Source organism: Paraburkholderia sp. J67 (genome assembly GCF_905220265.1).
Taxonomy (GTDB): domain Bacteria; phylum Pseudomonadota; class Gammaproteobacteria; order Burkholderiales; family Burkholderiaceae; genus Paraburkholderia.
Genome location: NZ_CAJMZK010000026.1, coordinates 87,736 through 110,801 on the forward strand (window position 1 = coordinate 87,736; position 23,066 = coordinate 110,801).

Annotated in this window: 16 protein-coding genes; 2 read left to right on the forward strand and 14 right to left on the reverse strand. The window is 64.2% G+C overall.

Translation table 11 applies throughout. The features are described 5' to 3' along the window. Positions 1–93: 93 nt before the first annotated feature. The 3 genes from U5782_RS32445 to U5782_RS32455 form a co-directional block, all read right to left on the reverse strand. Entirely contained in the window at positions 94–1,323 is a 1,230-nt protein-coding gene (locus U5782_RS32445; protein WP_322047971.1) for an MFS transporter, read from the reverse strand. Between the two features lie 79 nt (positions 1,324–1,402). After that, complete coding sequence (locus tag U5782_RS32450; RefSeq protein WP_322047972.1) at positions 1,403–2,878, reverse strand: carbohydrate porin; 1,476 nt, start codon at positions 2,876–2,878, stop codon at positions 1,403–1,405. Between the two features lie 120 nt (positions 2,879–2,998). After that, positions 2,999–4,714 (reverse strand): thiamine pyrophosphate-binding protein, encoded by a 1,716-nt coding sequence (locus U5782_RS32455; RefSeq protein WP_322047973.1) that lies wholly within the window; start codon positions 4,712–4,714, stop codon positions 2,999–3,001. 184 nt (positions 4,715–4,898) lie between these two features. On the opposite strand from U5782_RS32455, the gene U5782_RS32460 reads away from it, so the two are divergent. After that, positions 4,899–5,750: an IclR family transcriptional regulator gene (locus U5782_RS32460; protein ID WP_322047974.1), complete on the forward strand. Its 852-nt coding sequence runs from the start codon at positions 4,899–4,901 to the stop codon at positions 5,748–5,750. A 91-nt stretch (positions 5,751–5,841) separates the two neighbouring features. On the opposite strand, the gene U5782_RS32465 is transcribed toward U5782_RS32460, so the two are convergent. The 10 genes from U5782_RS32465 to U5782_RS32510 form a co-directional block, all read right to left on the reverse strand. After that, positions 5,842–6,480, reverse strand: coding sequence for a peroxidase-related enzyme (locus U5782_RS32465; protein WP_322047975.1), 639 nt, complete (start codon positions 6,478–6,480; stop codon positions 5,842–5,844). A gap of 90 nt (positions 6,481–6,570) precedes the next feature. Continuing rightward, positions 6,571–7,785, reverse strand: coding sequence for an acyl-CoA dehydrogenase family protein (locus tag U5782_RS32470; protein ID WP_322047976.1), 1,215 nt, complete (start codon positions 7,783–7,785; stop codon positions 6,571–6,573). Between the two features lie 366 nt (positions 7,786–8,151). Next, positions 8,152–9,708 carry a methyl-accepting chemotaxis protein gene (locus U5782_RS32475; RefSeq protein ID WP_322047977.1) on the reverse strand — a complete coding sequence of 519 codons (1,557 nt, stop codon included), beginning with the start codon at positions 9,706–9,708 and terminating at the stop codon, positions 8,152–8,154. A gap of 146 nt (positions 9,709–9,854) precedes the next feature. Then, positions 9,855–11,351, reverse strand: coding sequence for an NAD-dependent succinate-semialdehyde dehydrogenase (locus U5782_RS32480; protein ID WP_322047978.1), 1,497 nt, complete (start codon positions 11,349–11,351; stop codon positions 9,855–9,857). A 17-nt stretch (positions 11,352–11,368) separates the two neighbouring features. Next, a complete protein-coding gene (locus tag U5782_RS32485; RefSeq protein ID WP_322047979.1) occupies positions 11,369–14,338 on the reverse strand; it encodes an FAD-binding and (Fe-S)-binding domain-containing protein in 2,970 nt (989 codons plus the stop codon). A 51-nt stretch (positions 14,339–14,389) separates the two neighbouring features. Beyond that, the gene (locus tag U5782_RS32490; protein WP_322047980.1) at positions 14,390–15,442 is read right to left on the reverse strand and encodes a cyclase family protein; all 1,053 of its coding nucleotides are present in this window, start codon (positions 15,440–15,442) and stop codon (positions 14,390–14,392) included. 33 nt (positions 15,443–15,475) lie between these two features. Next, entirely contained in the window at positions 15,476–16,765 is a 1,290-nt protein-coding gene (locus U5782_RS32495; protein ID WP_322047981.1) for an MFS transporter, read from the reverse strand. A 36-nt stretch (positions 16,766–16,801) separates the two neighbouring features. Continuing rightward, positions 16,802–17,593: a 4-hydroxy-2-oxoheptanedioate aldolase gene (hpaI, locus tag U5782_RS32500; protein ID WP_322047982.1), complete on the reverse strand. Its 792-nt coding sequence runs from the start codon at positions 17,591–17,593 to the stop codon at positions 16,802–16,804. Beyond that, the gene (locus U5782_RS32505) at positions 17,568–18,902 is read right to left on the reverse strand and encodes an MFS transporter (protein ID WP_322047983.1); all 1,335 of its coding nucleotides are present in this window, start codon (positions 18,900–18,902) and stop codon (positions 17,568–17,570) included. The genes hpaI and U5782_RS32505 overlap by 26 nt, the downstream gene beginning before the upstream one ends. A 57-nt stretch (positions 18,903–18,959) precedes the next feature. Beyond that, the gene (locus tag U5782_RS32510) at positions 18,960–20,507 is read right to left on the reverse strand and encodes an altronate dehydratase family protein (protein WP_322047984.1); all 1,548 of its coding nucleotides are present in this window, start codon (positions 20,505–20,507) and stop codon (positions 18,960–18,962) included. A gap of 152 nt (positions 20,508–20,659) precedes the next feature. Between U5782_RS32510 and U5782_RS32515 the strand changes: the two genes are divergently transcribed. Beyond that, positions 20,660–21,712: a LacI family DNA-binding transcriptional regulator gene (locus U5782_RS32515; RefSeq protein WP_322047985.1), complete on the forward strand. Its 1,053-nt coding sequence runs from the start codon at positions 20,660–20,662 to the stop codon at positions 21,710–21,712. 96 nt (positions 21,713–21,808) lie between these two features. Here U5782_RS32515 and U5782_RS32520 read toward each other — a convergent pair whose 3' ends face one another. Further along, positions 21,809–22,996 carry a porin gene (locus U5782_RS32520; protein ID WP_322047986.1) on the reverse strand — a complete coding sequence of 396 codons (1,188 nt, stop codon included), beginning with the start codon at positions 22,994–22,996 and terminating at the stop codon, positions 21,809–21,811. Positions 22,997–23,066 lie beyond the last annotated feature (70 nt).

Sequence of the window (23,066 nt, forward strand, 5' to 3'; positions counted from 1 at the left end):
GCGGGCGGGAGTGCGTTCGCGCTAGATCCGCTGACTCAAGACATAGTTTGTCGATTTCTCTAGTTTTGTATATATTTTTTGCGGAAAGGCGACTTAGCCCTCCAGCAGACGTCCCTCGTCGACCGTCGCGGCTTGTGCGCTAGCCGACATCCGTAGCAGCAGCGCCATCGCAAACAGCAGCAAAGCACCCGCCAGCGAGAGCATCATCGGCGCACCCAGTCCGAAGCGTTGCGCCAGACCACCGCCGAGTGCGGGCGAGACCGTGCCGCCCAGGAAGTCCGTACCTAGCCCGGCAAAGCCGATCGCCGCCGCTGCGAAGCGTCCCGGTACGCTCTCGACCGGAATCAGCACCATCATCAATGCGGCGCATGCAGGCGCGGCCATCGTCGCCAGCGCGAGCGCAGCCAGCAACCAGGGGCTTTGGTAGAGCGGCGAGTACATGAACAGCAACGGTTGCAGGCAACAGAGCAATGCCGCGCCCAACACGGTCTTCCTGCGGCCGATCCGGTCGGACAGCCCCGTGCCGAAGAAGCTCCACAAAAACCCGCCCAGCCCCGAGGCGCCAAGCAGAAAGCCGGCCACGGTCGGCGCCTGCCCCATGCGCTGCGTGATATAGAGCGGCGAGAACACGCTGAACGCGAAGATATAGGTGGCAAGGCCGAAGTTCGCGACAAGGCAACACCAGAGATTGCGATTGGTGAGCAGCAGCCGGTATTCGCCGAACCCAAGGCGTTCGCGCGCGCCGCGTTCGACGTGTGCCGGTTCGTGCACGAAGACCCAGATCAGCACGGCCAGCACGAGACCCGGGATGCCCGCCGCGAAAAAGCCCCAGCGCCAGCCGAAAGCACTCGCCACCTGCGTCGTGAACACGGGCGCAATGGCCGAGCCCACCAGCGCGCCTGCACTGTTGACGATGCCCACGGTGCGCCCACGCGCGTCGCCGCGCGCATAGGCTTCCGCAAGCGCCATGATCACGCAGTAGCACGGTCCTTCCGCGAGGCCGAGCAGCGCGCGGATGGCGAGCAACTGCCCGAAGTCGTTGGCGAGACCCGACAGCCAGGAGCACGCCGAAAACACCAGCACGGCGGGAATCAGTACGGCCCGCCGGCCGAAGCGGTCCGACACCGCGCCGAACACCAGCGCGGAAATCGCCCAGCACACCCCGACCACCGAGGCGAGCAGCCCGATCTGCGCTTGCGTGAGATGCATGGCCTCGACGAGATACGGCCCGAGGAAGAGTTGCGACATACGGTCGAGCATGAGCGTGCCGAAGGTCGCGAACAGAATCGCTACGACGCCCCAAGGTGCGGAATTGCGTGTCATGGCTGGATGAACCTGTCGATCAAGGAATAAGGTGCGCCCGCTGCGGGCGCGTTCTATACGTTTGCGATGCGCGCCGCGCTCAGTGCGGCGGCGGCATCGAGATGCCAAGCAGGTCGCCAAGCGATGCAATCAGCGTCACGCCCACGACAAAGCCGCTGTGCGGCACATGCGCCGAGAACGGGTTGTTGAACGTGTCCGGATTGACGATGTACTGCACCATCGGCTCCAGCGCAACCGCTTTCGCGATCGCGAAGTGTCCGTCGATTTCGAGGCGGAACTCGTTGGGCGAGGTGCGCACGTCGGGGCCGCCGGAGACCGCGCGGGCATCTTGCTGGAAGTCCAGCTCGTGACCGCCCACGCGCACATAGCTCACCTTCGCGCTGATGCGATCGAACGGCCGGTGCGCGAACGGTGCGAACAGCGTCGTGCCCACCTCCGCATAGGCCCGGTACGGCTGCATCGGATCGGGGGTGCCCGAGACGGTGCCGAACAACGCCAGGCTGCGCGGCGCGAGATCGGCGGTGGCGCCATCGTCGTCGCGCCAGACGAACTTCTGCCAGCGGAACATCGCGCCGCCCGTCCCGCGCCGCGTATCGGCCGGATTGCCCGGAAACAGCACCTTAGAGCGGCCGAATGCGCCATAGGCGGGATCGCTCTGGTTCGAGGTGTTGTAGAAGCCGATCAACTCGTAGCTGAACGGAAAGCGCGCATTCGCGAAGCTGCTGCGATAGCCGTACTCGCCCATGATGAGCGCACCGGTGGCGTTGCGCGTGGTCCAGTCCCAGCCCTGCGTGTTCACCTCGCTGAAGTGGTCCTCGAAGACGCCGAACTGCGCGAACTGCTTGTCGTTGAAGAGATACTTCGCGCGCCCGCCCCAGGTCGCGAACGGCGGCGGCGCGATGTCGGCCGTGAATTGCGCGATCGGGTCGAGACAGGTCGCGATGTTCTCGCAGTTCTGCAACTCGAAATAGCGCGAGGCGTTCATGCGGCCCGCTTCCAGTTGCAGGCGATCGCCCATCAGATGTTGCTCGTAGGTGAGCAACGAAAGGTAATTGGGCGGCGTGTTGTTCGGAAACGGCTGGCCCGCCATATAGCTGCCCACATCGCCCGCGAACGAATTGGGCGCCGAGCCCACGTTGTGCTTGAACACGAAAAACGCTTCTTCGATATGGAAGAAGCCGCCGTTCAGGCCCGCGAGCTTACCCAGATCGACGTCGCTGCCCAGGATCAGGATGCCGCTGTTGCCCGTGCGCCCGGTGTTCACACCGGTGCTCGGATTGGTCATGAAGAAGTTCAGCAACAGCGCATGCATGTCGATGCCCAGGCCGTTGAGCGTGGCGGCAAACGGCAGCAGATCGCGATCGCTCGGCCGCGCGGCAATCTGCGGCGGCGTGCCTGTGGGTGCGCCGCTATTTTCGTTCAGGCCCGGCACGCTGGTCGCGCCCTGCGCCAGCTTGACGGCAGGCGATGCATCCGGTGTCTGTTGCGCGAAGGCCGTGCCCGCGCTCGCCGCCAACGCGGCGGCGAGGCTCAATGCCAGCAAGGTTTTTTTCATGTGTCTCCTCCAACCTCTGTCTCTAATGACTGCGTTTTTATGGCGTGCCTGCTTCCGTCCGTCTTTTTGTAGTGCGAATCAAATTGAAACCATCGCGTCGCGGTGCTCGCGAGCGGTGCGTCAGGATTTGGCGTGCATGCCCAGCGACGTGCTGCGGCCAAACGCAGCAAAGCTCGGATGCGGTTCGAAGCTCACACGGCAATCCAGTACGGCGGGCAAACCGCTCGTCATCGCGCGTTCAAGCGCGTGGGGCAACTGTTCGATCGACGTGACGATTTCGCCATGACAGCCGAAGCCCTCGGCAATGCGCGCGTATTCGGTGCCGCCCAACTCACAACCCAGCTCGAACTCATTGCGCTGCTGCCCGGCGCGGATCACGCCCCACGCGCTGTTGTTGTGGACCACATTGATGACGTTCAGGCCATAACGGCGCGCCGTATCGAGTTCCGCAATGGAGAAGCCGAACGCGCCATCGCCAGTCAGGTTGAACACGGGCCGATCCGGGAACGCGAGCTTGAGCGCGAGCGCGGCCGGTAGCCCGAAACCCAGTTGCGCCATACCCGGTTCGTGAAAGCGCGTGCGCGGCGCACGGGCGGGCGTGAGGTCGTTGCTCCAGAAAGACGTATGACCGCCATCGAAAGTCGCCAGCGCGTCATGCGGCAGCGCCTCGCCGACTGCGGCGGCCAACGCGGCGGGATGCATGAGGCCGGCGGCGGACGGCGGGCTCGCGGCCAGCGCATGCAGTTGCTCGCGATAAGCGCGCCAGTTGTGCGCCAGATTGTCGAGCCACGCGGGATCGGCTGCGCCCCGGCCCTTGCCCAGCGCCGCGACGAGTTGGCGAGTCACCACTTTGGCGTCACCCACGATGCCGAGCGCGATATCGGCATTGCGGCCGATGATGCCCGGGTCGCTATCGACGTGAATGAGCTTCTGGTCGGGGCGCACCATCGCACCGTGTTCGTTCCACAGCCACGACGAGAAGCGACAACCCACGGCGAGGATCACATCGGCCTCGGCGAATGCCTGCACGATGGCCGGACCGCCGATCACGCCACCGTGGCCGACGAACCCTGGCGCCTCGGAATCGATCGCGCCGATGCCCATTTGCGTCGCGGTTGCCGCCGCGCCCAGCGCGTGGGTCAGGGCGCGCAATTCGCCGGAGGCGTCGGCCATCGACGCGCCGCCGCCCGCCACCACCAGAACTCGCCGCGCGCCGAGCAAAAGTTGCGCGGCTTCGTCGATCTGCTCAGGCGCGGCACCGCCCGCCGAAAGCACCCGGTAGCGCGAAGGCGGCATCTCGAACACCGCTTCGTCGAATTCGTGGATGCGGTTGAGCACGTCCTGCGGCACGTCCAGATGCACCGGCCCGGGACGCCCCGTGAGCGCTTCGCGAAACGCCGTGCGCACCAGTTCCGGCAGGCGGCGGGCATCGTGCACGACAGCGTTCCACTTCGTCACCGGACGGAACACGGCCGCCGTATCCATCTCCATCAGCATGCCGCGCCCCGGATAGCTCGCGCACTGCTGATTATTCGAGGTCAAGGCCAGCATCGGCACGTTGTTGTTGTAGGCGCTGGCCACGGCAGCGAGCAGATTACCGGCACCCGGCCCCACCTCGCCCATCGCCACTGCCATGCGACCGGTTGCGGCATACACGGCGGCCGCCATATGACCGCCCGCCGCTTCATGACGCGTCCCGACATAGCGGATCGCGTCTTGCTGCGCCAGCGCGCGCATGAACTGCACCAGCTTGCCGCCCGCCACGCCGAATACAAAAGGCACCCGCTCCGGGGCCAGCAACCGCACGAGTGCCGCCCCGCCGCTCATCGAAATCATGTTCAGGTTTCCATTCGAAAAGGCGCGCGCCGCGCGCCTCAGGTTTCAAATTATTTGGAACCGTGGTTCCATTGAACGGAATTCTATGGACTTGATTTCCCATGTTCCAGAGAAATTTGCCCCTTTGCGGGTTAACTGGTAACTTAGGTTTCACTCACTGAAACCAACTCCGATCAGGTACGCGATGACCGACAAGACAAGCGATGGCGTGGGCAATCAAGGACTGGAGCGCGCCTGCTCGGTGCTCTGGGCGCTGCGCAAGGGCGGCGTGCAAGGACTGCGTCTCATCGACGTCGCGCGCGCGACCGACCTGAGCAAAGCCACCACGCATCGGCTGCTGGCTTCGCTCGTGCAAGCCGGCCTCGTCGAGCAGGACGAAGAAACGGCCTCGTTTTATCTGGGCTTCGATCTGTATGTGCTGGGCTCGGGGGCGATCAACCGGTTCGGTATCGCCGAGATCGCGCACGAGTCGATGAAGCGCATCGCGCAGCAAACCGACGACTCCGCGTTCCTCACGGTGCGCGCCGGCTACGACGCCGTCTGCGTGGATCGCGTGGAGGGCGGCTTTCCGATCAAGGTGCTCACGCTCGATGTCGGCGACAGGCGGCCGCTGGGCGCAGGCGCAAACGGTATGGCGCTGCTTGCAAGCCTGCCCGACGAGGAAACGCAACTCGTGGTCGCCAATAATGGCGAGCGCTTCAAGAACTACCCCGGTCTGAGCGCGTCACGCGTGTACGAAGAGATCGAGGCCACGCGCAGACGCGGCTATGCGATCAACAATGGTGGCGTGATTCAGGGGATGTCCGCGGTGGCCGTGCCGATCCTCACGATGGCGGGCCGACCCTCGCACGCTTCGATCGGCATCGCGGCGGTCACCGACCGCATGCAGCCCGAGCGAATCGCAACAATCGCGCAATGGCTACAGGCCGAGGCGACTCGCATCAGCGAGCGCATCGCGAAGATGACGGAGGGGATGTCGGAGATTGCAACGGAGCGGCTGATCGCGAGCGCCGCTGGCAGACGGGTCACGGGCTAGTGGCTGCGCGGGTGAAGGGAGAATCCGCGCGAATTGGCGGCGCTTGCCCGGCCATGTGAATCCGTGGCTCGCGCAAGCGCCCTCCCCGCGATTAATTTTTCGCGAAGAACTGATCGTCAGGCACGACGTTCAGTGCAATGGTCAGCCGGTTTGCGTAGTTGAAGAACGCGGTGATCTCCAGGATCTCGACGACCGTTTCACGCGTGAACCCGATCTCCGCGAGCGACTGCAATACATCCTCGCCCACCGACGTCGGATCGAGCGTCAGTTGTTGCGCCAACTGCGCGAGTGCCGTTTCCTTCGGCGTGAGGCGCACGTGGTGAAAGCCGTGAGCAATGCGCTGCGCGCGTACGGCGTCATCGAGTGCAACCGCCAGCGCCTGGGTATGGTTGAACACGCAGTAGCTGCAATGATTAGCCGCTGAAGTCACGACTGCGATGAGCTCGCGTTCGGCCGCCGTGAGATGACTGCGATTGGGATCGAACAGATGCTCGTAGAACGTCACGAGCCGATATGCGGTATCGGGATTGATGGCGAGCGCCGCGAGCCAATTCGGCACGAAGCCATAGTGGCGACGGAATTTGTCGTAAAGCTGTGCGACGTGCGCAGGCAACGAGGCTTCGTCGGGCACGCCGAGGCGCGATAGCGGTTCGTGCTCCGTTTCATGAAGCGTGACAGTTGGCCTGGTAGGGCGCTGCGCGGCGCCGTTTTGAGCAATAACAGCAGACACGTTCGAAACTCCTTTGAGGAGAATGAATAGACGGCGAACGCCGTCACGAAGAGGCGTGATCGAATGCGAATGACTTCGACAGCACGTCGTTCATACTGCGCCCAGCACGCCCAACCATGACTGCCCGATCAATTCGAGCGTTGCATCGCTGTTAGGCGGGTGAAAAGCGCCTGCACGCACATCGCGGAACAAACGCTCCAGTTCGTTGCGGCGCGACAGCGAAGCCGCTCCGCCCACCTGCAAGGCCAGGTTCACGACACGCAATGCACCATCCACGGCGTGCTGTTTGGTCGCCAGCAGTTGCGCAAGCCACGGCTCGCCTGGGGCATAACCCTGCCACCAGCGTTGCGCCGTGCGTTCGAGCAAGGCTTCGATGCTCTCCAGTTCGATTGCCGCCTGGGCCACGTGCGCCTGGGTGAGCGGTTTGAACGCGTGAGTCCGGCCGCCAAGCGCGAGCGAGCGGCGGCTACCCGCCGCTTCCAGCGCCAGGTCGAACGCGCGCTTCGCAATGCCGTAGTACACCGCGCCGAGACCCGGCAGCACCGCGCCAAGAATGCCGTCCACGAAGGGATCGTCGGGCGGTCCGGCCGGCAGGATACGCGTCACGTGCTCGGGCTGCGCGATGACGCCTTCGAGCCACGTGTCGTCGCTACGGGTCGCGCGCAGCCCTAGCGCATCCCATGTTTGATCCGTGCGATGGCCTTCTGCGCTGCGGCGAATGAAGGCATGGACGATGCGCGGATTGGCCGGGTCGCTATCGTCGCGGCCATGAATGCCGAGCCAGTCCCAGGCCGGCGCCAACGAAGTGAGGATCTTGTGGCCGTCGAAACGCCATGCCCCGCCCGGCAGCGGCGTTGCCTTGACCGTCGAATCGGCGAGGCCTGCGTCGTTACCCGGTTCGCCGTGCCCGGCTGCGAATACGCGGCCCACGCCGATCTCGCGCAGAATCCACTCGGCGCTGCGGTCGCCTCGGCGCCATAGATAAAGCGCTGCGCCGGCCCAGTAAAGATGCATGTTCAGTGCGAGCGCCGTAGCGGGGGCGCGATACGCAAGACGAATCTGCTCGCGCACGAGTTGCGGCAGCGTCAGCCCCAGTCCGCCCAGTTCGCGCGGCACGCTTGCCCGCAGGAATCCGGCCGCCTTGAGTTCTTCGAGATCTTCGGCGAAGAAGGCGTTATCGCGATCGTAGTTCGCCGCGCGCGCGCCAACGCGTTCGAGCAGCGCTTCGGTGAGCAGCGGTGTGGCTTGACTGCGTTGTTGATCTGGCGACGCGTGCGCTGTGTCGTATTCGAGTACGGTACTCAAGGCGATGCCTCCGGCAGCGACACATACGCGAACCGTCTGCCGGCCGGCGTCATGCCTGCTGCGATCATCTTGCGGTTGTGAGTGAGCGTTGGATGCTGGCCGTTTGCTAACGGCGAATCCGTACGCGGGCGCGCGGTCTGGTGCGCTTCGAAGTGATCCTGACCGGCACAGGGAAATAGTGGCGCGACGCGAATGCGTGCGCCAATATCGATTTACGAAATCGATATCGTTTAGATCAATAAGGATGACCGATTAAATTCGCAATCTAAACGCGTGCGCCGATGCAGCAACTGCTGTGGTTGCCGCATCGGCGCAATCGTCGCTGGATTGAACTCCCGTTACCGGCTCTCGTATTCGCCTGCGCGTTTATGCACGCGCAAGACGAAAGACCGACACCGCTTCACGCATACGCTGCGACTGCGCTTCGAGTGCGCTAGCAGCGGCGGCCGCCTCTTCGACCAGTGCCGCATTCTGCTGCGTCACCTGATCCATCTGGCTGACCGCATGCCCAACCTGCTCGATACCATCGCTTTGCTCGGCGGTGGCGGTCGTGATTTCGCCCATCAGCGTCGCGACGTTGCGCACGGCGCCGACGATCTCGCCCATCGTGTTGCCTGCCTGCGTCACGAGTGCGTTGCCGCTCTCTACGCGTTCAATCGATTGGCCGATCAGTTGCTTGATGTCGCGCGCCGCGCCCGCGCTACGCTGCGCGAGCGTGCGCACTTCGCCCGCCACCACCGCAAAGCCACGCCCCTGTTCTCCCGCACGCGCCGATTCCACCGCTGCGTTGAGCGCAAGAATATTCGTCTGAAACGCGATGCTATCGATCATGCCGGTGATTTCCGCAATCTTCCTGGAGCTTGCGCTGATCTCCGCCATGGTGCGTACGGCACGGCTCACGACTTCGCCGCCCTGCTGCGCGAGGTCGGCCGCGCCACCCGCGAGCGTGCTGGCCTCGCGCGCGTGCTCGGCGTTCTGGCGCACCGTCGAGGTGAGTTGCTCCATGCTCGCCGCCGTTTCCTCGAGCGAGGCCGACTGTTCTTCCGTGCGGCTCGACAGATCGAGATTGCCCGCCGCGATCTCGCGCGCGGCGGTATGGATCGCTTCGCAGCTATCGCGCACGCCGCTCACGGTTTGCGTGAGTCCCGACTGCATGCGTTGCATCGCCGCGAAAAGCAGGCCGATTTCGTTGCCGCTTGCCGGCGGAACACGTACCGTGAGGTCGTTCGAGGCGATGCGGTCGAGCACGTCTGCAGCTAGCGCGAGCGGTGCCGAGACCACACGGCGCAGCGCGAAATGCGTGGCCACGACCAGCGCCAGCGCAAGACCGACACCCAGCACCACCATGCCGACAATCCATTGATATTGCGTGTTGGCGCTCGCCAACCCCGCTTCGGACAACTGGTTCGCTAGCTGCTGGAACTTCTCCACGTCTGCCGAGTAGGCGGCACCTGAAGCGGTGATCGTCGTGTCGTTGAGCGTCGCGTAAGCGGTGGTATCGCCGCTTGCGAGTGCGTCGCGCGCGCCAGCGAGATTCGTGGCGAGTTGCCGCGCCGAATCGAGCAGCTTCGCCTTGAGCGTGGCGTCCATGCCATCGAACGGCGCCGCATTCTGGAATGCCTGCGTCTCGTTTGCGGAAAGATCGAGCGTGCGCTGCGCGCTCTTGAGCGCGGCGTCGCGCCCGGCGGCGTCGTTGCGTTCCTTGAGCGCCGTGTAGGCGCGCATCAGCGCCGAGCGAGTGCGGGCGGTGTCTTTGTAGGCATCGTTGACGAGAATGGTCTGACGCGCCATTTCTCGCAACGACTGAGTCTGGCTATTCGCACCATGAAGCGCCGCGATGCCCACCAGGCCACCCAGCAGAATCATCGTCGAGAAAATCGCGAGGACAGCCAGCAAGCTGGCCCGAACGGTTACATTGCGCATGCTGCGGGTGCCGGCGAACGCCGAAGAGTCGAGAGGATAGTTCCGATAACGGCAATAATCGGCACCAGCTTTAGCGTCTGGCTTGCAGTCGTAAGCGAAATGCGGGGCCCTTTCCGGCAACCAGCGCCCCGCATAAGGCCATCAGATCAATCGAGGCCGCCCTGGCACAGATACTTGATGCTCAGATAATCGTCGAGACCGTACTTCGAGCCCTCGCGCCCGTAACCCGACTCCTTCACGCCGCCGAACGGCGCCGCTTCGCTGGCGACCGCGCCCTCGTTGATCCCGACGATGCCCGCTTCAAGCTTGCGCGCAACCCGATCGATACGGCGCACGTCGTTCGAGTAGAAGTAAGCCGCAAGACCAAACGGCGTATCGTTCGCAATCCGTATCACTTCGTCTTCGTCAGTGAAGCGGAACAGCGGCGCAACAGGGCCGAACGTTTCCTCACAGCACAGCACCATGCGATCGGTTGCGTCGGCGAGCACCGTGGGCGCATAGTAATTCGGGCCGAGTTCTTCGAGCCGCTTGCCGCCAACCAGCACGCGCGCGCCGTGCGCCACGGCATCGTCCACATGCTTCGCGATCTTCTCGATCGCGCGTTCGTTGATCATCGGGCCGATCTGCGACTTCGCATCCGTCGCGGGGCCAACATGCAGTGCGCCCACGCACTTCGCCAAAAGATCGCCGAATCGCTCGTAGACCGACTCATGAACGTAGATCCGGTTCGGGCACACACAGGTTTGACCGCCATTGCGGAACTTGGCCGCCATCAGGCCCGTGACCGCCGCATCGAGATCGGCGTCGTCGAACACGATGAACGGCGCGTTGCCGCCGAGTTCAAGCGAGAGCTTCTTGAGCGTGCCCGCCGACTCGCGTGCAAGATGCTTGCCCACCGCCGTCGAGCCCGTGAAGGTGATCTTGCGCACGCGCTCGTCTGCGAGCCAGTCCGCAACGGCTGCGATGCCTTCGTCGCGCGCGGCCGAGATCATGTTGAGCACGCCGTCGGGCAAGCCCGCTTCCTGCGCCAGCGCGGCGAGCGCGAGCGCCGTGAGCGGCGTATCTTCGGCGGGCTTGGCCACGACCGTGCAACCGGCTGCGAGCGCGGGCGCAATCTTGCGAGCGATCATGGCGAGCGGGAAATTCCACGGCGTGATCGCGGCCACCACGCCGATCGGCTCCTTGATGGCGGTCATGCGCTTGCCGCGCTGCGTCTGCGGAATGATGTCGCCGTAGATCTTCGTCGCTTCTTCGGCAAACCACGCCACGTACGACGCGCCATAGGCCACTTCGCCGCGCGCTTCCGCCAGCGGTTTGCCCTGCTCCATCGACATCAGGCGCGCAAGGTCCTCGGTGTTCTCAACGATGAGCGCGTGCCAGCGGTTCAGGAAATGCGCGCGTTCGCGAGGCAGCTTGTCGCGCCATGCGGGAAGCGCGCGCGAGGCGGCGTCGGTGGCCGCACGCGCGTCGGCGGCCGTGCTGTTCGCGACTTGCGCGAGCGTGGCCTGAGTGGCCGGATTCGTCACCGCGAAGCGGTGGTTTCCAGAGGCGGCAATCCACTTGCCGTCGATGAAATTCTCTTGTCGAAGCAGTTCGCCTCGCGTCAACTCCAGACTCACTTCGCTCTCCTTTCGATAATCCATTTTCAGCGCCCGAATCTTTAGGGATTCGACGCGACCGGTTCTTCCAGCGAAGCTGTCTCGGCTTGCACTTCGTCGCGCTGACGATCGAGCCACTGCGCGAGATGCAGCGCTTCGCGGCCCGTCGTATTGCGAATCTGCGAGCGGCAGCTAAAACCATCACTCACAATCACCGCGTTCTCTTGCAGCGCGTCGATCACGGGCACGAGTTCCGACTGCGCGACTTTCTTCGCGAGGTCCGCCGTCTTCTTGTGATACCCATAAGCGCCCGCCATACCGCAACAACCCGTGGGCAGCACCGTGCCTTTGCTCGTCGCCTGCTTGAGCAGTGCCGTTTCGGCCTTCATCCCGCCGCAGGCTTTCTGGTGGCAATGGCCATGCACATGCACGTCCTCGTCGAGTTTCGGCAGCGTGACGCCGTGCTCCTGAAGCAATTCCGCGAGTGTCTTCACCGCTTTGGCGAGCGCGTGCGCGCGTTGATCGTTCGGGAACAAGGCGCGCAGTTCATCGCGGAACACTGAGAGACAACTCGGTTCGAGTACGACCACGGGCAACTGTGCGTCGATGACTTCCGCCATCTCCGCCATGATGGTTTCCAGGTTGCGCTTCGCTTCGTCGAGCAAACCCGCGTCGTACATCGGGCGTCCGCAGCACACGTGTTTGTGCAGCAGTCGCACGGCGAAGCCCTTCGATTCGAGCACGCGCACGGCCGCTTCCATTACGTCAGGCGTGAAGCCGTTGTTGAACGTATCGGTCCATAGAAGCACGGGCGTGCCGCTCTTGCGCGCGCTATCTGCCGGTTGCGCGAGCAGGCGCTTCGCGAGCGCGCCGTTGCGGAACGTCTTCGCGGCAATGGCGGGAAATTTCACGTCTTCCGCCAGCCCGAATTTCGCGCTCACCTTGCGGAATGCCGGATTGCGCATCAGCGCATTCGCGACACCGCTCACATGGGTCGCCACCGGCAGCCAGTTGCCGATGCGGCTGACCATCGCATCCATCACATGACGGCGTTTGTGCTTGTGGTATTCGTAAAGAAAGTGGCTCTTGTACTTGGCGATATCCACATGCGTCGGGCAATCGCTGCGGCAACCCTTGCACGCGAGACAGTGATCGAGCGAATCCTTCACGGCTTCGCTCTGCCAGCCGTCCTCGATCACCTCGCCCTTGAGGAGTTCGAACAGCAGGCGCGCACGTCCACGCGTCGAATACTTCTCTTCGCGCGACGCGCGATAGCTCGGGCACATCGTGCCGCCGCTCAGCGAGCGGCACTTGCCCATGCCGATGCAGCGTTCGGTCGCACGCGCGAAGGTGTCGGGCTTGCCGAGATCGCCGAAGGTGAACGGGCTCTTTACATCGACGCGCTTGTACGTCGGCCCGAGGCGCAGGTGTTGATCGACGGGCATCGCATCGACCAGCTTGCCCGGATTCATGCGCCCGCGCGGGTCCCAGATCGCCTTGAACGCACGGAACGCTTCCATCAGTTCCGGCGAGTACATCAGATGCAGCAGTTCGCCCTTGGCCTGGCCGTCGCCATGTTCGCCCGAGAGCGAGCCCTCGTACTTCACGACGAGCTTCGCCGCGTCGAACAGGAATTCGCGCCACGTATTCACGCCTTGGGGATTGCGCAGATCGAACGTGATGCGCGAGTGGATGCAGCCATCGCCGAAGTGGCCGTACATGTTGGTCTTATAGCCGTACGATTCGACCAGCGCCGAGAATTCGCGCAGATACGCGCCCAGATGGCGCGGCTCCACGGCGGCGTCTTCCCAACCGACCACGGGATCGGGCTTCGTCATATCGTCGCCGATCGAAGTCGCCGATGCGCCCGTTTCGCGCACGGACCACAGCCGCTTCATGAGCGCCGCGTCGTCCACCAGGCGCGCCGACGGATTGCCCGGCAGCGAAGGGGCGAGCGCCGCCGCGCGTTGCGCGAACTCCATCGCAACGAGTTTGTTCGTCGCGCCGAATTCGACCATCAGCCACGCGTTGCCTTCAGGCAGTTCGGCGATATCGGCCAATGCGAGGCCGCGTTCGCGCAAGCCGCCAACGATGCCGGTGTCGAGCCCTTCCATCGCGATTGGCGACAGCGGCAACAGTTGCGGCACGCAATCGGCGGCATCGAAGATAGTTGGGAATCCGAACACCACGAGCAGACGATGCACGGGGTTGGTCACAAGCGTGGTCTTCGCACGCAGCACGGAAACGCAGGTGCCTTCGGAGCCCACGAGCGCACGCGCGATATTGAAGCCGTTTTCGGGCAGCAACTGATCGAGGCTATAGCCAGACACGCGGCGCTTGAGCTTCGGAAAGCCCTCGCGAATCGCGTCGCCGTATTTCTCGACGAGGCCAAGCAGGCCCGAAACGATCTCCGCACGGCGTCCGCCCGCTGCAAGATGCGCTTGCAGCGCGTCGGCATCGGTCGGGCCGACCCAGAACTGTTCGCCATCGTAGGTGAGTACTTCGAGCGCTTCGATGTTTTCCGCGGTCTTGCCCGCCATCACCGAATGCGCGCCGCACGAGTTATTGCCGATCATGCCGCCGAGCGTGCAGCGGCTATGCGTGGCCGGGTCCGGCCCGAAGGTGAGGCCCTTTTGCGCCGCTGCATCCTTGAGCTGGTCGCAGATCACGCCCGGCTGCACCGTGGCCACGCGCTCCGCCACGTCGATCGCCTCGATTGTCGTCAGATATTTCGACGTGTCGATGATCACGGCCGCATTGACCGATTGCCCGCACATCGAAGTGCCCGCGCCCCGCGTGAGCACCGGCAGATCGGACTCGCGGCACGCGCGCATGGTTTGGACCACGTCGTCGATCGTGCGCGGCACGACGATGCCGATCGGCACCTGCCGGTAGTTCGAGGCCTCCGATGCATACGCGGCGCGCGTGCCCGCGTCGAAGCGGACCTCCGCCTGCGTCTGGCTGGCGAGGCGGCGCTGGAGCGCGAGCAAGGCGTTGATATCGGGGCGGGGCAAGTCTTTTGCTGAATTCATGACATCGAAATCGTGGGGCTAAGTTTTCTGAGTGTGTGCGGCGACGCGCGCCTAGACCGTGGCGACCGGCGTCACCGGCGAGCCGACCGCGCGTGGCAAGCGCAGCGGCGGCGCGGTGAGCAGGAAGCGATTGCGGCCGTGCGCGTGCAGCCAGTGGGCGAGTTCGCTCAGGTGCCAGAGTTCGCCCAGGTGCACGCCCAGACGGAACAGGCACAGATCATGGAGCGGATGCGAGGGATAGCGCGCGTCATCGCTCGGGGCAGCAGGCAGGAATTCGACGGCTACGTTATCGGAGATGAGCGCGGCCACGTTCGACTCGACGATCCAGCGCCTGAGCGCCGGGTCGCGGCCATCGAGTCCAGCGAAGCCGACTTCGAGCGCCGTTGCGTCCTGCGTGCGATAAACGTCGAGCAGCGCCTCGTCCATGCCGGTGCGCAGACAGAGCATGTCGCCCGGCTCGACCGTCACGTTCTGCGCCTGCATCGCCGTCATCAACTCGCGATAGCCCACGCGCAGCGGCCCCGCGCCGAACTGCCGCTTGATATCGACCATCACAGCGCGACCCTGCACGCAGGCGGCGGCCATGTTGTCGATGCCGAGCCGGTACGCGCCCGGCGCGCGATCGGTCGCGGGCAACGATGCGTCGCGGTAGTCGATCGGCCCGACAATGTCCTCGCCTGCGCGAAAGCCGTTGTAGAAGCACATTTCCGGCTGGCCATCGCCGTCGGCGTCGAACCATTGGCCCATGTGCGCGAGGCTGTCCCACTGCGTCGAGTATTGCAAGGCGAGCGTGACGGTGTCGTCGCAGATCACGTCGGTGAGGCTCGCGTTGTCGCGTGAGAGCGGGTACGTCATGTTGGGCATGTCGCCGCGCATCGTCGGTTCGACGCGCGGCGGCGCGCGACGTGGATTCAGCACGCGATTGCCGGGACAGTCGAGCGGCAGGCTCAGGCAAAACGTACGGCCTTCGTGCACTTCGCGCAGGCCTTCACGCACCTTCTCGGGCGTGATCAGGTTGAGACGGCCAAGCTGGTCGTCGGCGCCCCAGTCACCCCATGTGGAATCGTCGGGGCGCTTGACCCAGCGGCGTGCGGATGTGTTCATCGAAATGTCCCGGTAATTACGCTATGGACCACATCAACGCGCGGCGTTGCCGGTCGCCAGCATCGGCGCTTCGCCTTCGCTGTCTTGTGCGGAGACTTCGTCCGCTTCACCGCGCGGCATCCAGCGCGACGTATCGAACACGCTGATCGCGATCAGCAACAGCGCGCCGCCTGCGATAAACGACGCCATGCCGAACTTGAGGCCAAGCGACGGCGCGACGAGCGCGATCGCATACGGCGCGACCACGCTAACCGACGTCATCGCATAGCTGATGCCGATGCCGGTCGCGCGACCTTCCACCGGGAATCGACGCGACTGATAGAGCGGCATGATGCCGAACAGGCCATTGGCGAACAGGCCCATGCACAACGCGCCAACGCCGAGCAAAAGGTGACTTTGCACCAGCGTGTAGAGCACCGTCGAAGGAATCACCGCGCCAAGAAACAGGCAGATCGTGCGGCGTTCGCCGAAGCGGCTCGCGCTATAACCGGAAAGCGGTTTGCCGATCACCGAACCCACCGAATACGCGATCACGAACGGGAATATCTGGCTCGAATCCAGGTGCTGAACGGTCAGCAGGAAGGTCGGGTACAGCACCTGCACGGCCCACAGCATGAAGTTGATCGCCGCCGAAAAAAGCCACGCCTGCAACACGGCCGGATTGAAGATGAAGGCTTCGCGCGCGCTGCGGCGAACCTTGCGTTGCTGCTCGCGTTCCCAGTCGGGCGACTCGCCTACGCCACGACGCATGAACAGCGTGAGCAGCGCGGGCAGCACGCCGAGGAAGAACATCCAGCGCCATCCCGCCACCGGAAACAGGAAGTGAAACGCGAGCGCCGCCAACAGATAGCCGAACTCATAGCCCGCGACCATGATGCCCGACGCAAGCGGACGGATCTTCGCGGGCACGGTCTCCATCAGCAGCGCGACCGACGCGGTCCACTCGCCGCCAAAGCCGATGCCGAACAGCACGCGCATCGCCATGAACGACGCGTAGCTCCACGCGAGGCCGCTCAGTCCCGCTGCGCACGAAAACCACAGCACGGCAGCCATGAACACGATCTTGCGCCCGAAGCGATCGGCGGCGAAACCCCAGCCGATCGTGCCCGCGACTTTGGCGAAACCCGTTGCGGTTACAACGAACGCCATCGCAGGCAAGCCGACGTTGAACACCTTGCCCAGATGGGGAATCAGGAACAGCAGGATCGTGAAATCGAAGGCGTCGAGCGCCCATCCCGCCGTCGCGGCAAAGATGATGCGCCAGTTCTCGCGCAGCGCCTGGACAGGCGTATTCGCAGGGGCATTCTGTGTACGGTCGTTCATGAGGTGTCTCCTCCTCAGTCGTTATGTGCTGCGCCCTCAGCCTGCCGTGCGCACGTCCGCGAAATCGCGCGCAAGCTTGCGCGCCGCGTTCGCGAACATCAGGATGTCCACGCCGGTCGCGACGAACGTGCAGCCGAGTTCGAGGTAATGACGCGCGAGCGCCGGGTCGGACGTGAGCGTGCCCGCGGCCTTGCCGGAAGCGACGATCGTGCGAATCGCGCCGTCGATCGCCTGCTGCACTTCAGGATGGGTCGCCTTGCCGCGATAGCCCATCGAAGCCGCGAGATCGGCCGGGCCGATGAACACGCCGTCGACGCCGTCCACGGCGCAAATCGCTTCGAGATTCTGCAACGCAGTGGTCGTTTCGGCCTGCACCAGCAGACACACTTCGTCATCCGAAACATCGAGATAATCGGTGCGCAGGCTCCAGCGCGATGCACGGCCCACGGCGCTGCCCACACCGCGAATGCCATGCGGCGGATAGCGCACGGCGGCGACCAGCGCACGCGCTTCGTCGGCGGTATCGACCATCGGCACCAGCAGATTGCGCGCGCCGATATCGAGCAGGCGCTTGAGCAAAGCCGGATCGCCATTCACGGGGCGCACCACCGGTTCGCCCGGGTAGGCCGCGACGGCCTGCAATTGCGCGAGGATCGTGCGCAGGTCGTTGGGCGCGTGCTCGCTGTCGATCAGCAGCCAGTCGAAGCCTGCCGTCGCGCTGACTTCCGCGAGATACGGGTCGGCCATCGAAAGCCAGAAACCGACCTGCTTGCGGCGCGCGGCGAGTGCCGCCTTGAACGGGTTAAGCGCGGAGGTCTGCTTGTCCATGAATGTCACTCACTGATAAAGAGTCGTCGAATTGAATGGGTTCCACCTTGCCGAGGAGGAACAGATAGTTGACGATCGCGATCACGATCAGCGCCGACGAGAACAGCAGCGCGGGCACGAACTTGCCGGTCGCGCCAACGATGGCGCCCGTGACGATCGGGCCGACTACGCCGCCCAGATTCGACACCGTGTTTTGCAGGCCCGCGACCATCGAAACGGCATTGGGCGGCGCGACGTCGCCAGGGAGTGCCCACACCTGCGAGGCGGCGACCGTCGTGCCCGACTTGGCGATACACAGCAGCAGCACGGCCACATAGGCCGATTGCGCGAACGCTGCGAATCCAATGCTGGATGCCATCACGAGCCCGATGACGAGAAAGAGCTTGCGCGTGGCGGTGAGCGAAAGCTTGCCGCTCGCGAACACACGGTCGGAGGCCCAGCCCGCGAGAATCTCCACGACGATCGAGGCGAGCAGCGGCAATGAGGCCATCCAGCCCATTTGCAGCACGCTCATGCCGCGCTCCTTCATCAAATAAGTGGGCAGCCACGTGATGAAGAAGTACGAGTTGTAGTTGATCATGAAGAAGCCGATGCACATCGCCCACACATTGCGATGCGCCAGCAGCTTGCGCCATTGCGGACGCGCGGGATGTTGCGTGCGCGATGTGAGCTTGTCGCTTTCGATATGCGCGAGTTCGGCCGCGCTCACGCGGCGATGATCGGCAGGCGAATCCGAGAAACTCAGTTGCCACACGACGAACCACGCCACGCCCAGCAGCCCCGTGAGCGCGAAGGTCATCTTCCAGTCGAACGCCGCCAGCATCCACGCGATCAGGGGCATGGCCACTGCGCCGCCGAGCTTCGAACCGCTGTCGAAAATACCGGCGACGGTCGCACGCTCCTTGCGAGGGAACCAGCGCGTTGCGATGCCGGCGTTGCTGGGATAGGCACCGGCCTCGCCCACGCCCAGCGCCACACGCAAACCCACCAACGAACGAAAGCCGCTTGCAAAGCCCGTCATTGCGGTGGCAATCGACCACCAAAGCACCGCGAAGCCCAGCACTTTCTTCTGGCCGAAGCGGTCGGCGAGCAAGCCCGCGGGCAATTGCAGCAGCGCATATGACCAGAAGAACGCCGACATGACGATGCCCATCTGTATCGCGTCCAGATGAAACTCCGACTGGATTCTGGGCGCAGCCGCCGACAGCACCGTGCGATCGATATAGTTGATCGCAATCGCGGCCCACATGAAGCCCGCCACCCACCAGCGCATGTTCGAGCGGCCAGGCCGCTGCGCAGATCGCCTCATCTGCTGTCTCCGTCGTTATGTTCTATTGATGTCGATGCCACGCGCAATCTGGCGCGTTCAGCTCACGATGCCCATGTGCCAGGGCACGAATTCGTTGTCGCCCAGGCCGAGCAACTCGCTTTTCGTGCGCTCGCCCGAAGCCGCGCGAATGATCAGATCGAAGATGTCCTGTCCCATCTCCTCGATCGTGCGCTCGCCGTCGATCACCCGACCGCAATTGATGTCCATGTCCTCTTCGAGGCGCGTGAACATCGGCGTGTTGCTCGCGAGCTTGAGCGTCGGCGCAGGCTTCGAGCCGAACATCGAGCCGCGCCCGGTCGTGAAGCAAATGAGGTTCGCGCCGCTCGCGATCTGGCCCGTCACCGCAACGGGGTCGTAGCCCGGCGAATCCATGAAAACGAAACCCGCGCGATCGATGGGCTCGGCGTATTCATAGACCGCTTGCAGCGGCGTGGTGCCGCCCTTCATCGCCGAACCGAGCGACTTCTCGAAGATATTGGCAAGGCCGCCTTGCTGGTTGCCCGGGCCAACCACGCCATTGAACTGGCCGTTATGCCCGTGCGTGTAACGCTCCCACCAGGCCAGACGATCCAGCAGTTTCTGGCCGACTTCGGGCGACACGGCACGGCGCGTGAGCATGTATTCGACGCCGTGAATCTCGGGCGTTTCCGAAAGGATCGCGGTGCCGCCGTGGCGCACGAGCAAGTCCATCGCGGCACCTAACGCGGGATTTGCGGTGATGCCAGAGAAGCCGTCCGAGCCGCCGCATTCCAGACCGATCTTGAGATGGCTGACGGGCACGGGCGTGCGCACGATGTCGTTCGCGGCAGGCAGCATCTCCTGCACGGCCTTGATGCCCGCCTCGATGGTCGCGCGCGTGCCGCCCACGTTTTGCATGACGAGCGCGTGCACTGCCTTGCCGGTTTTCAAGCCTTGCGAATCGAGCAGATCGCCCACCTGGTTGCGCTCGCAACCGAGTCCGACGATCAGCACGCCGCCAAGGTTGGGATGTCGCGCATAACCGGCGATGGTCCGGCGCAGGACGTCGAAATGCTCGCTCGGCGAGGACATGCCGCAGCCCGTGGTTTGCGCGAACGCCACCACGCCATCGACGTTGGGATAGTCGCGCAGGCGCTCCGGCGTGAACCAGTCGGCGATATGGCGAATGACGGTGGCCGAGCAATTGACCGATGCGATGATGCCGACGAAGTTGCGCGTGGCCACGCGGCCGTCGGGACGCACGATGCCGTTGAACGTCGCGCGTTGCTCCGGCGCGACGTAATCGACAGGCTTCACGTCGAGACCAAAGCCGGGATCGCGGTCGAAGTCGACCAGCTCGATGTTGTGCGTGTGAACGTGGTCGCCGGGCTCGATATCGCGCGCGGCCACGCCGATCACCGTGTCGTACTTGCGGATGGGTTCGCCCGCCTCGATGCGCCGCGCCGCCACCTTGTGGCCCGCCGCCACCTGGGCGCGCAGGCGAATCACTTCGCCTTCGATGGACACCTGATGGCCGATCGTCAGCGCTTCGCGCGCGATCAGGACGTTGTCGTTCTGGTTGAGCCGGATCAACGGCCCGTTATAGCTCTTGTTGGACTGGAGCATTCGCCTGTCTCCGATGATTGCGCCGGGGATCGCGCAACCTTTTCGTTCTGGATTCAAGTTACCGGTTAATGTAACCGGTAACATTGATGCCATCGTAGTACAGATTTGGGATAATTGCCAACACCTATTTGCAGCAGGAATGCCCGCGCCCCGTGACCAAACCCTCGACAGAACTCGACCCGCCCGCCGCCGGCGTCACCGCCAGGCGCGCCCGCAAGAACACCGGCCGTGTCACGCTCAGCGATCTGGCCCGACTGACCGGCGTCACGAAGGTCACCGTTTCCCGCGCGCTCAACAATCCCGAACTCGTTTCCGCCGAAACGCTCGAGCGCGTGCGCGAAGCCGTGCGGCAGACGGGCTACACGCCGGATCTGATCGCGGGTTCGCTGGCGTCCAATCGCAGCCATCTTGTCGTCGCCTTGATTCCCGCCATGGCGGGCAGCGTGTTCCAGGAAACCGTGGCCGCGCTCACTGCGGAACTTGCTGCCGCCGGCTACCAGTTGCTGCTCGGGCAGAGCGGCTACGACGAATCGCGCGAAGAGGCACTGCTCGACGCCATCGTCGGCCGACGCCCGGCGGGGATCGTGCTCACAGGCGTGATCCACTCGGAAGCGTCGCGGCAAAAGCTGCGCGCGGCGGGCATACCCGTGGTCGAGACGTGGGACATCACGCGCTCGCCGCTCGACATGCTGATCGGCTTCTCGCACACGCGCGTGGGCGAAGCGGCCGCGCGCTATCTGCGAGAGCGCGGCGCGCGTTATCCGGCCATCGTCACGCCAGGCGATCGCCGCGCGAGGATCCGCGCCGATGCGTTTATCGCGGCGTTCGACAGCGAGCACGAGATCCCCGTGGCGGCGATGCCCTCGCCCGCGCATCTCGGCGACGGCCGCCGCGCGCTCGCGAGCCTGCTCGACGCGCATCCGCAGATCGACGCCATTTTCTGCGGCGCCGACATCATGGCGCTGGGCGTGCTGATGGAAGCGCGCGCGCGGGGTCTCGACGTGCCGGGACAGCTCAAGGTGATCGGCTACGGCGACCAGAACTTCGCCGCCGACACCGATCCGCCGCTCACGACCATCCGCATCGACGGTACGAAGATCGGCAAGCTTGCGGCGACCATGCTGATCGAGAAGATCGAGACCGGCGCGAGCAAGCGCGCCAAGGTCGATGTGGGGTTCACGCTGATCGAGCGCGCGTCGGCGTGATAGTGATGCGAAGGCTCGCTGCCTGAGCGTCTGAACGCAAAAAGGCCTCGCCGATCATCACGGCGAGGCCTTTGCTTTTACAGCGTCAAGACACGCTCAGAACTTCGTGCGAATGCCCGTGAAAATGTCGATCTGACGATTCGTCGACGATGCGCCGCCCGCATACGCAATCGCCGCGATCCTGCTGTACCCGCTTCCCACGCGCGTGGAAGCATCGCCTGCGGCCAGTTGATACGTGCCGGAGACATAGAGGTCGGTACGCTTGGAGAGCGCGTAGTCCACGCCGAGCGTGAACTGGTGCCACTTCGGCTTGAGCGTTGCGCCGCCCGTTCCCGGCAGGCCGTTCGCGCGACCATCCGTGAACGTGTAGATGCCGATCAGCGTTGTCGCGGGTGTGAGCAGATAGCGCAGATTCGCGTCGTAGTTGTTGAACTTGCGCGACGAGCCATCGTTGTAGTTCAACTCAGTGTGGCTGAATGCGAAGCCCGCGGTCGCCGCGCCGATCTTGTAGTTCGTGCCCGCCGCCGCGATCTGCTGACGGCTCACGCCACCATCGAGGCTATAGAAGAACGCGCTGCTGTAGTCGTCGCCGCTCGAGGTCGACGCGCCGCCGATTGCGCCGCTCGTGTTGCCTGTGGTGTTCGGATGATCGAGCAGCACGTAACCGCCGCCAATCGAGAACGGCCCGTTCGCATAGTTCGCCGCGATACCCCATGCGCGGTTGTTGCCGAAGCCTTGCCCAGCCGATCCGCTCGCCTGGTTGCTGAAGGCGTACATGCCATCGACCGTGAAGCCCGCAATGGTGTCGCTGCGGAACTTCACGGCGTTGTTGATGCGGAACGTCTGGTTGAGGTTGTCGTTGTCGCCAATGTGCGTGGACGGCGACCAGAAGCCGGGGCCCGCGTACTGCGCGACGAGATCCGCGAGTGGTTCGTACTGGCGCCCCAGCGTGAAGGTGCCGATGCCGCTCTTCGCCACGCCAACGAACGCGCTGCGGCCGAACAGGCGTGCGCCCTGGCCCGCCGTGCCGTCGTTGGGCTTGAAGCCGCCTTCGAGCGTAAAGACCGCACTCAGGCCACCGCCCAGATCTTCGTTGCCCTTGAAGCCCCAGCGGCTGCCGCTCAGGCGCCCGCTGGTCTGCTGGACGGCCGATCCGCCCTTGATGTTGTTGACATAGCCGATGCCCGCATCGACGAGACCATACAGTGTGACGGAACTCTGGGCATGCGCCAGGACCGGTGCGACGGACAAGATTCCAGCCGCTGCGAAAAGTGCTTTTTTCATCCAGGTGACCTGTATATTTATAATTTAACTAAGGATTACTACGCATTGAAACTTCGCGAGAAGTACCAAA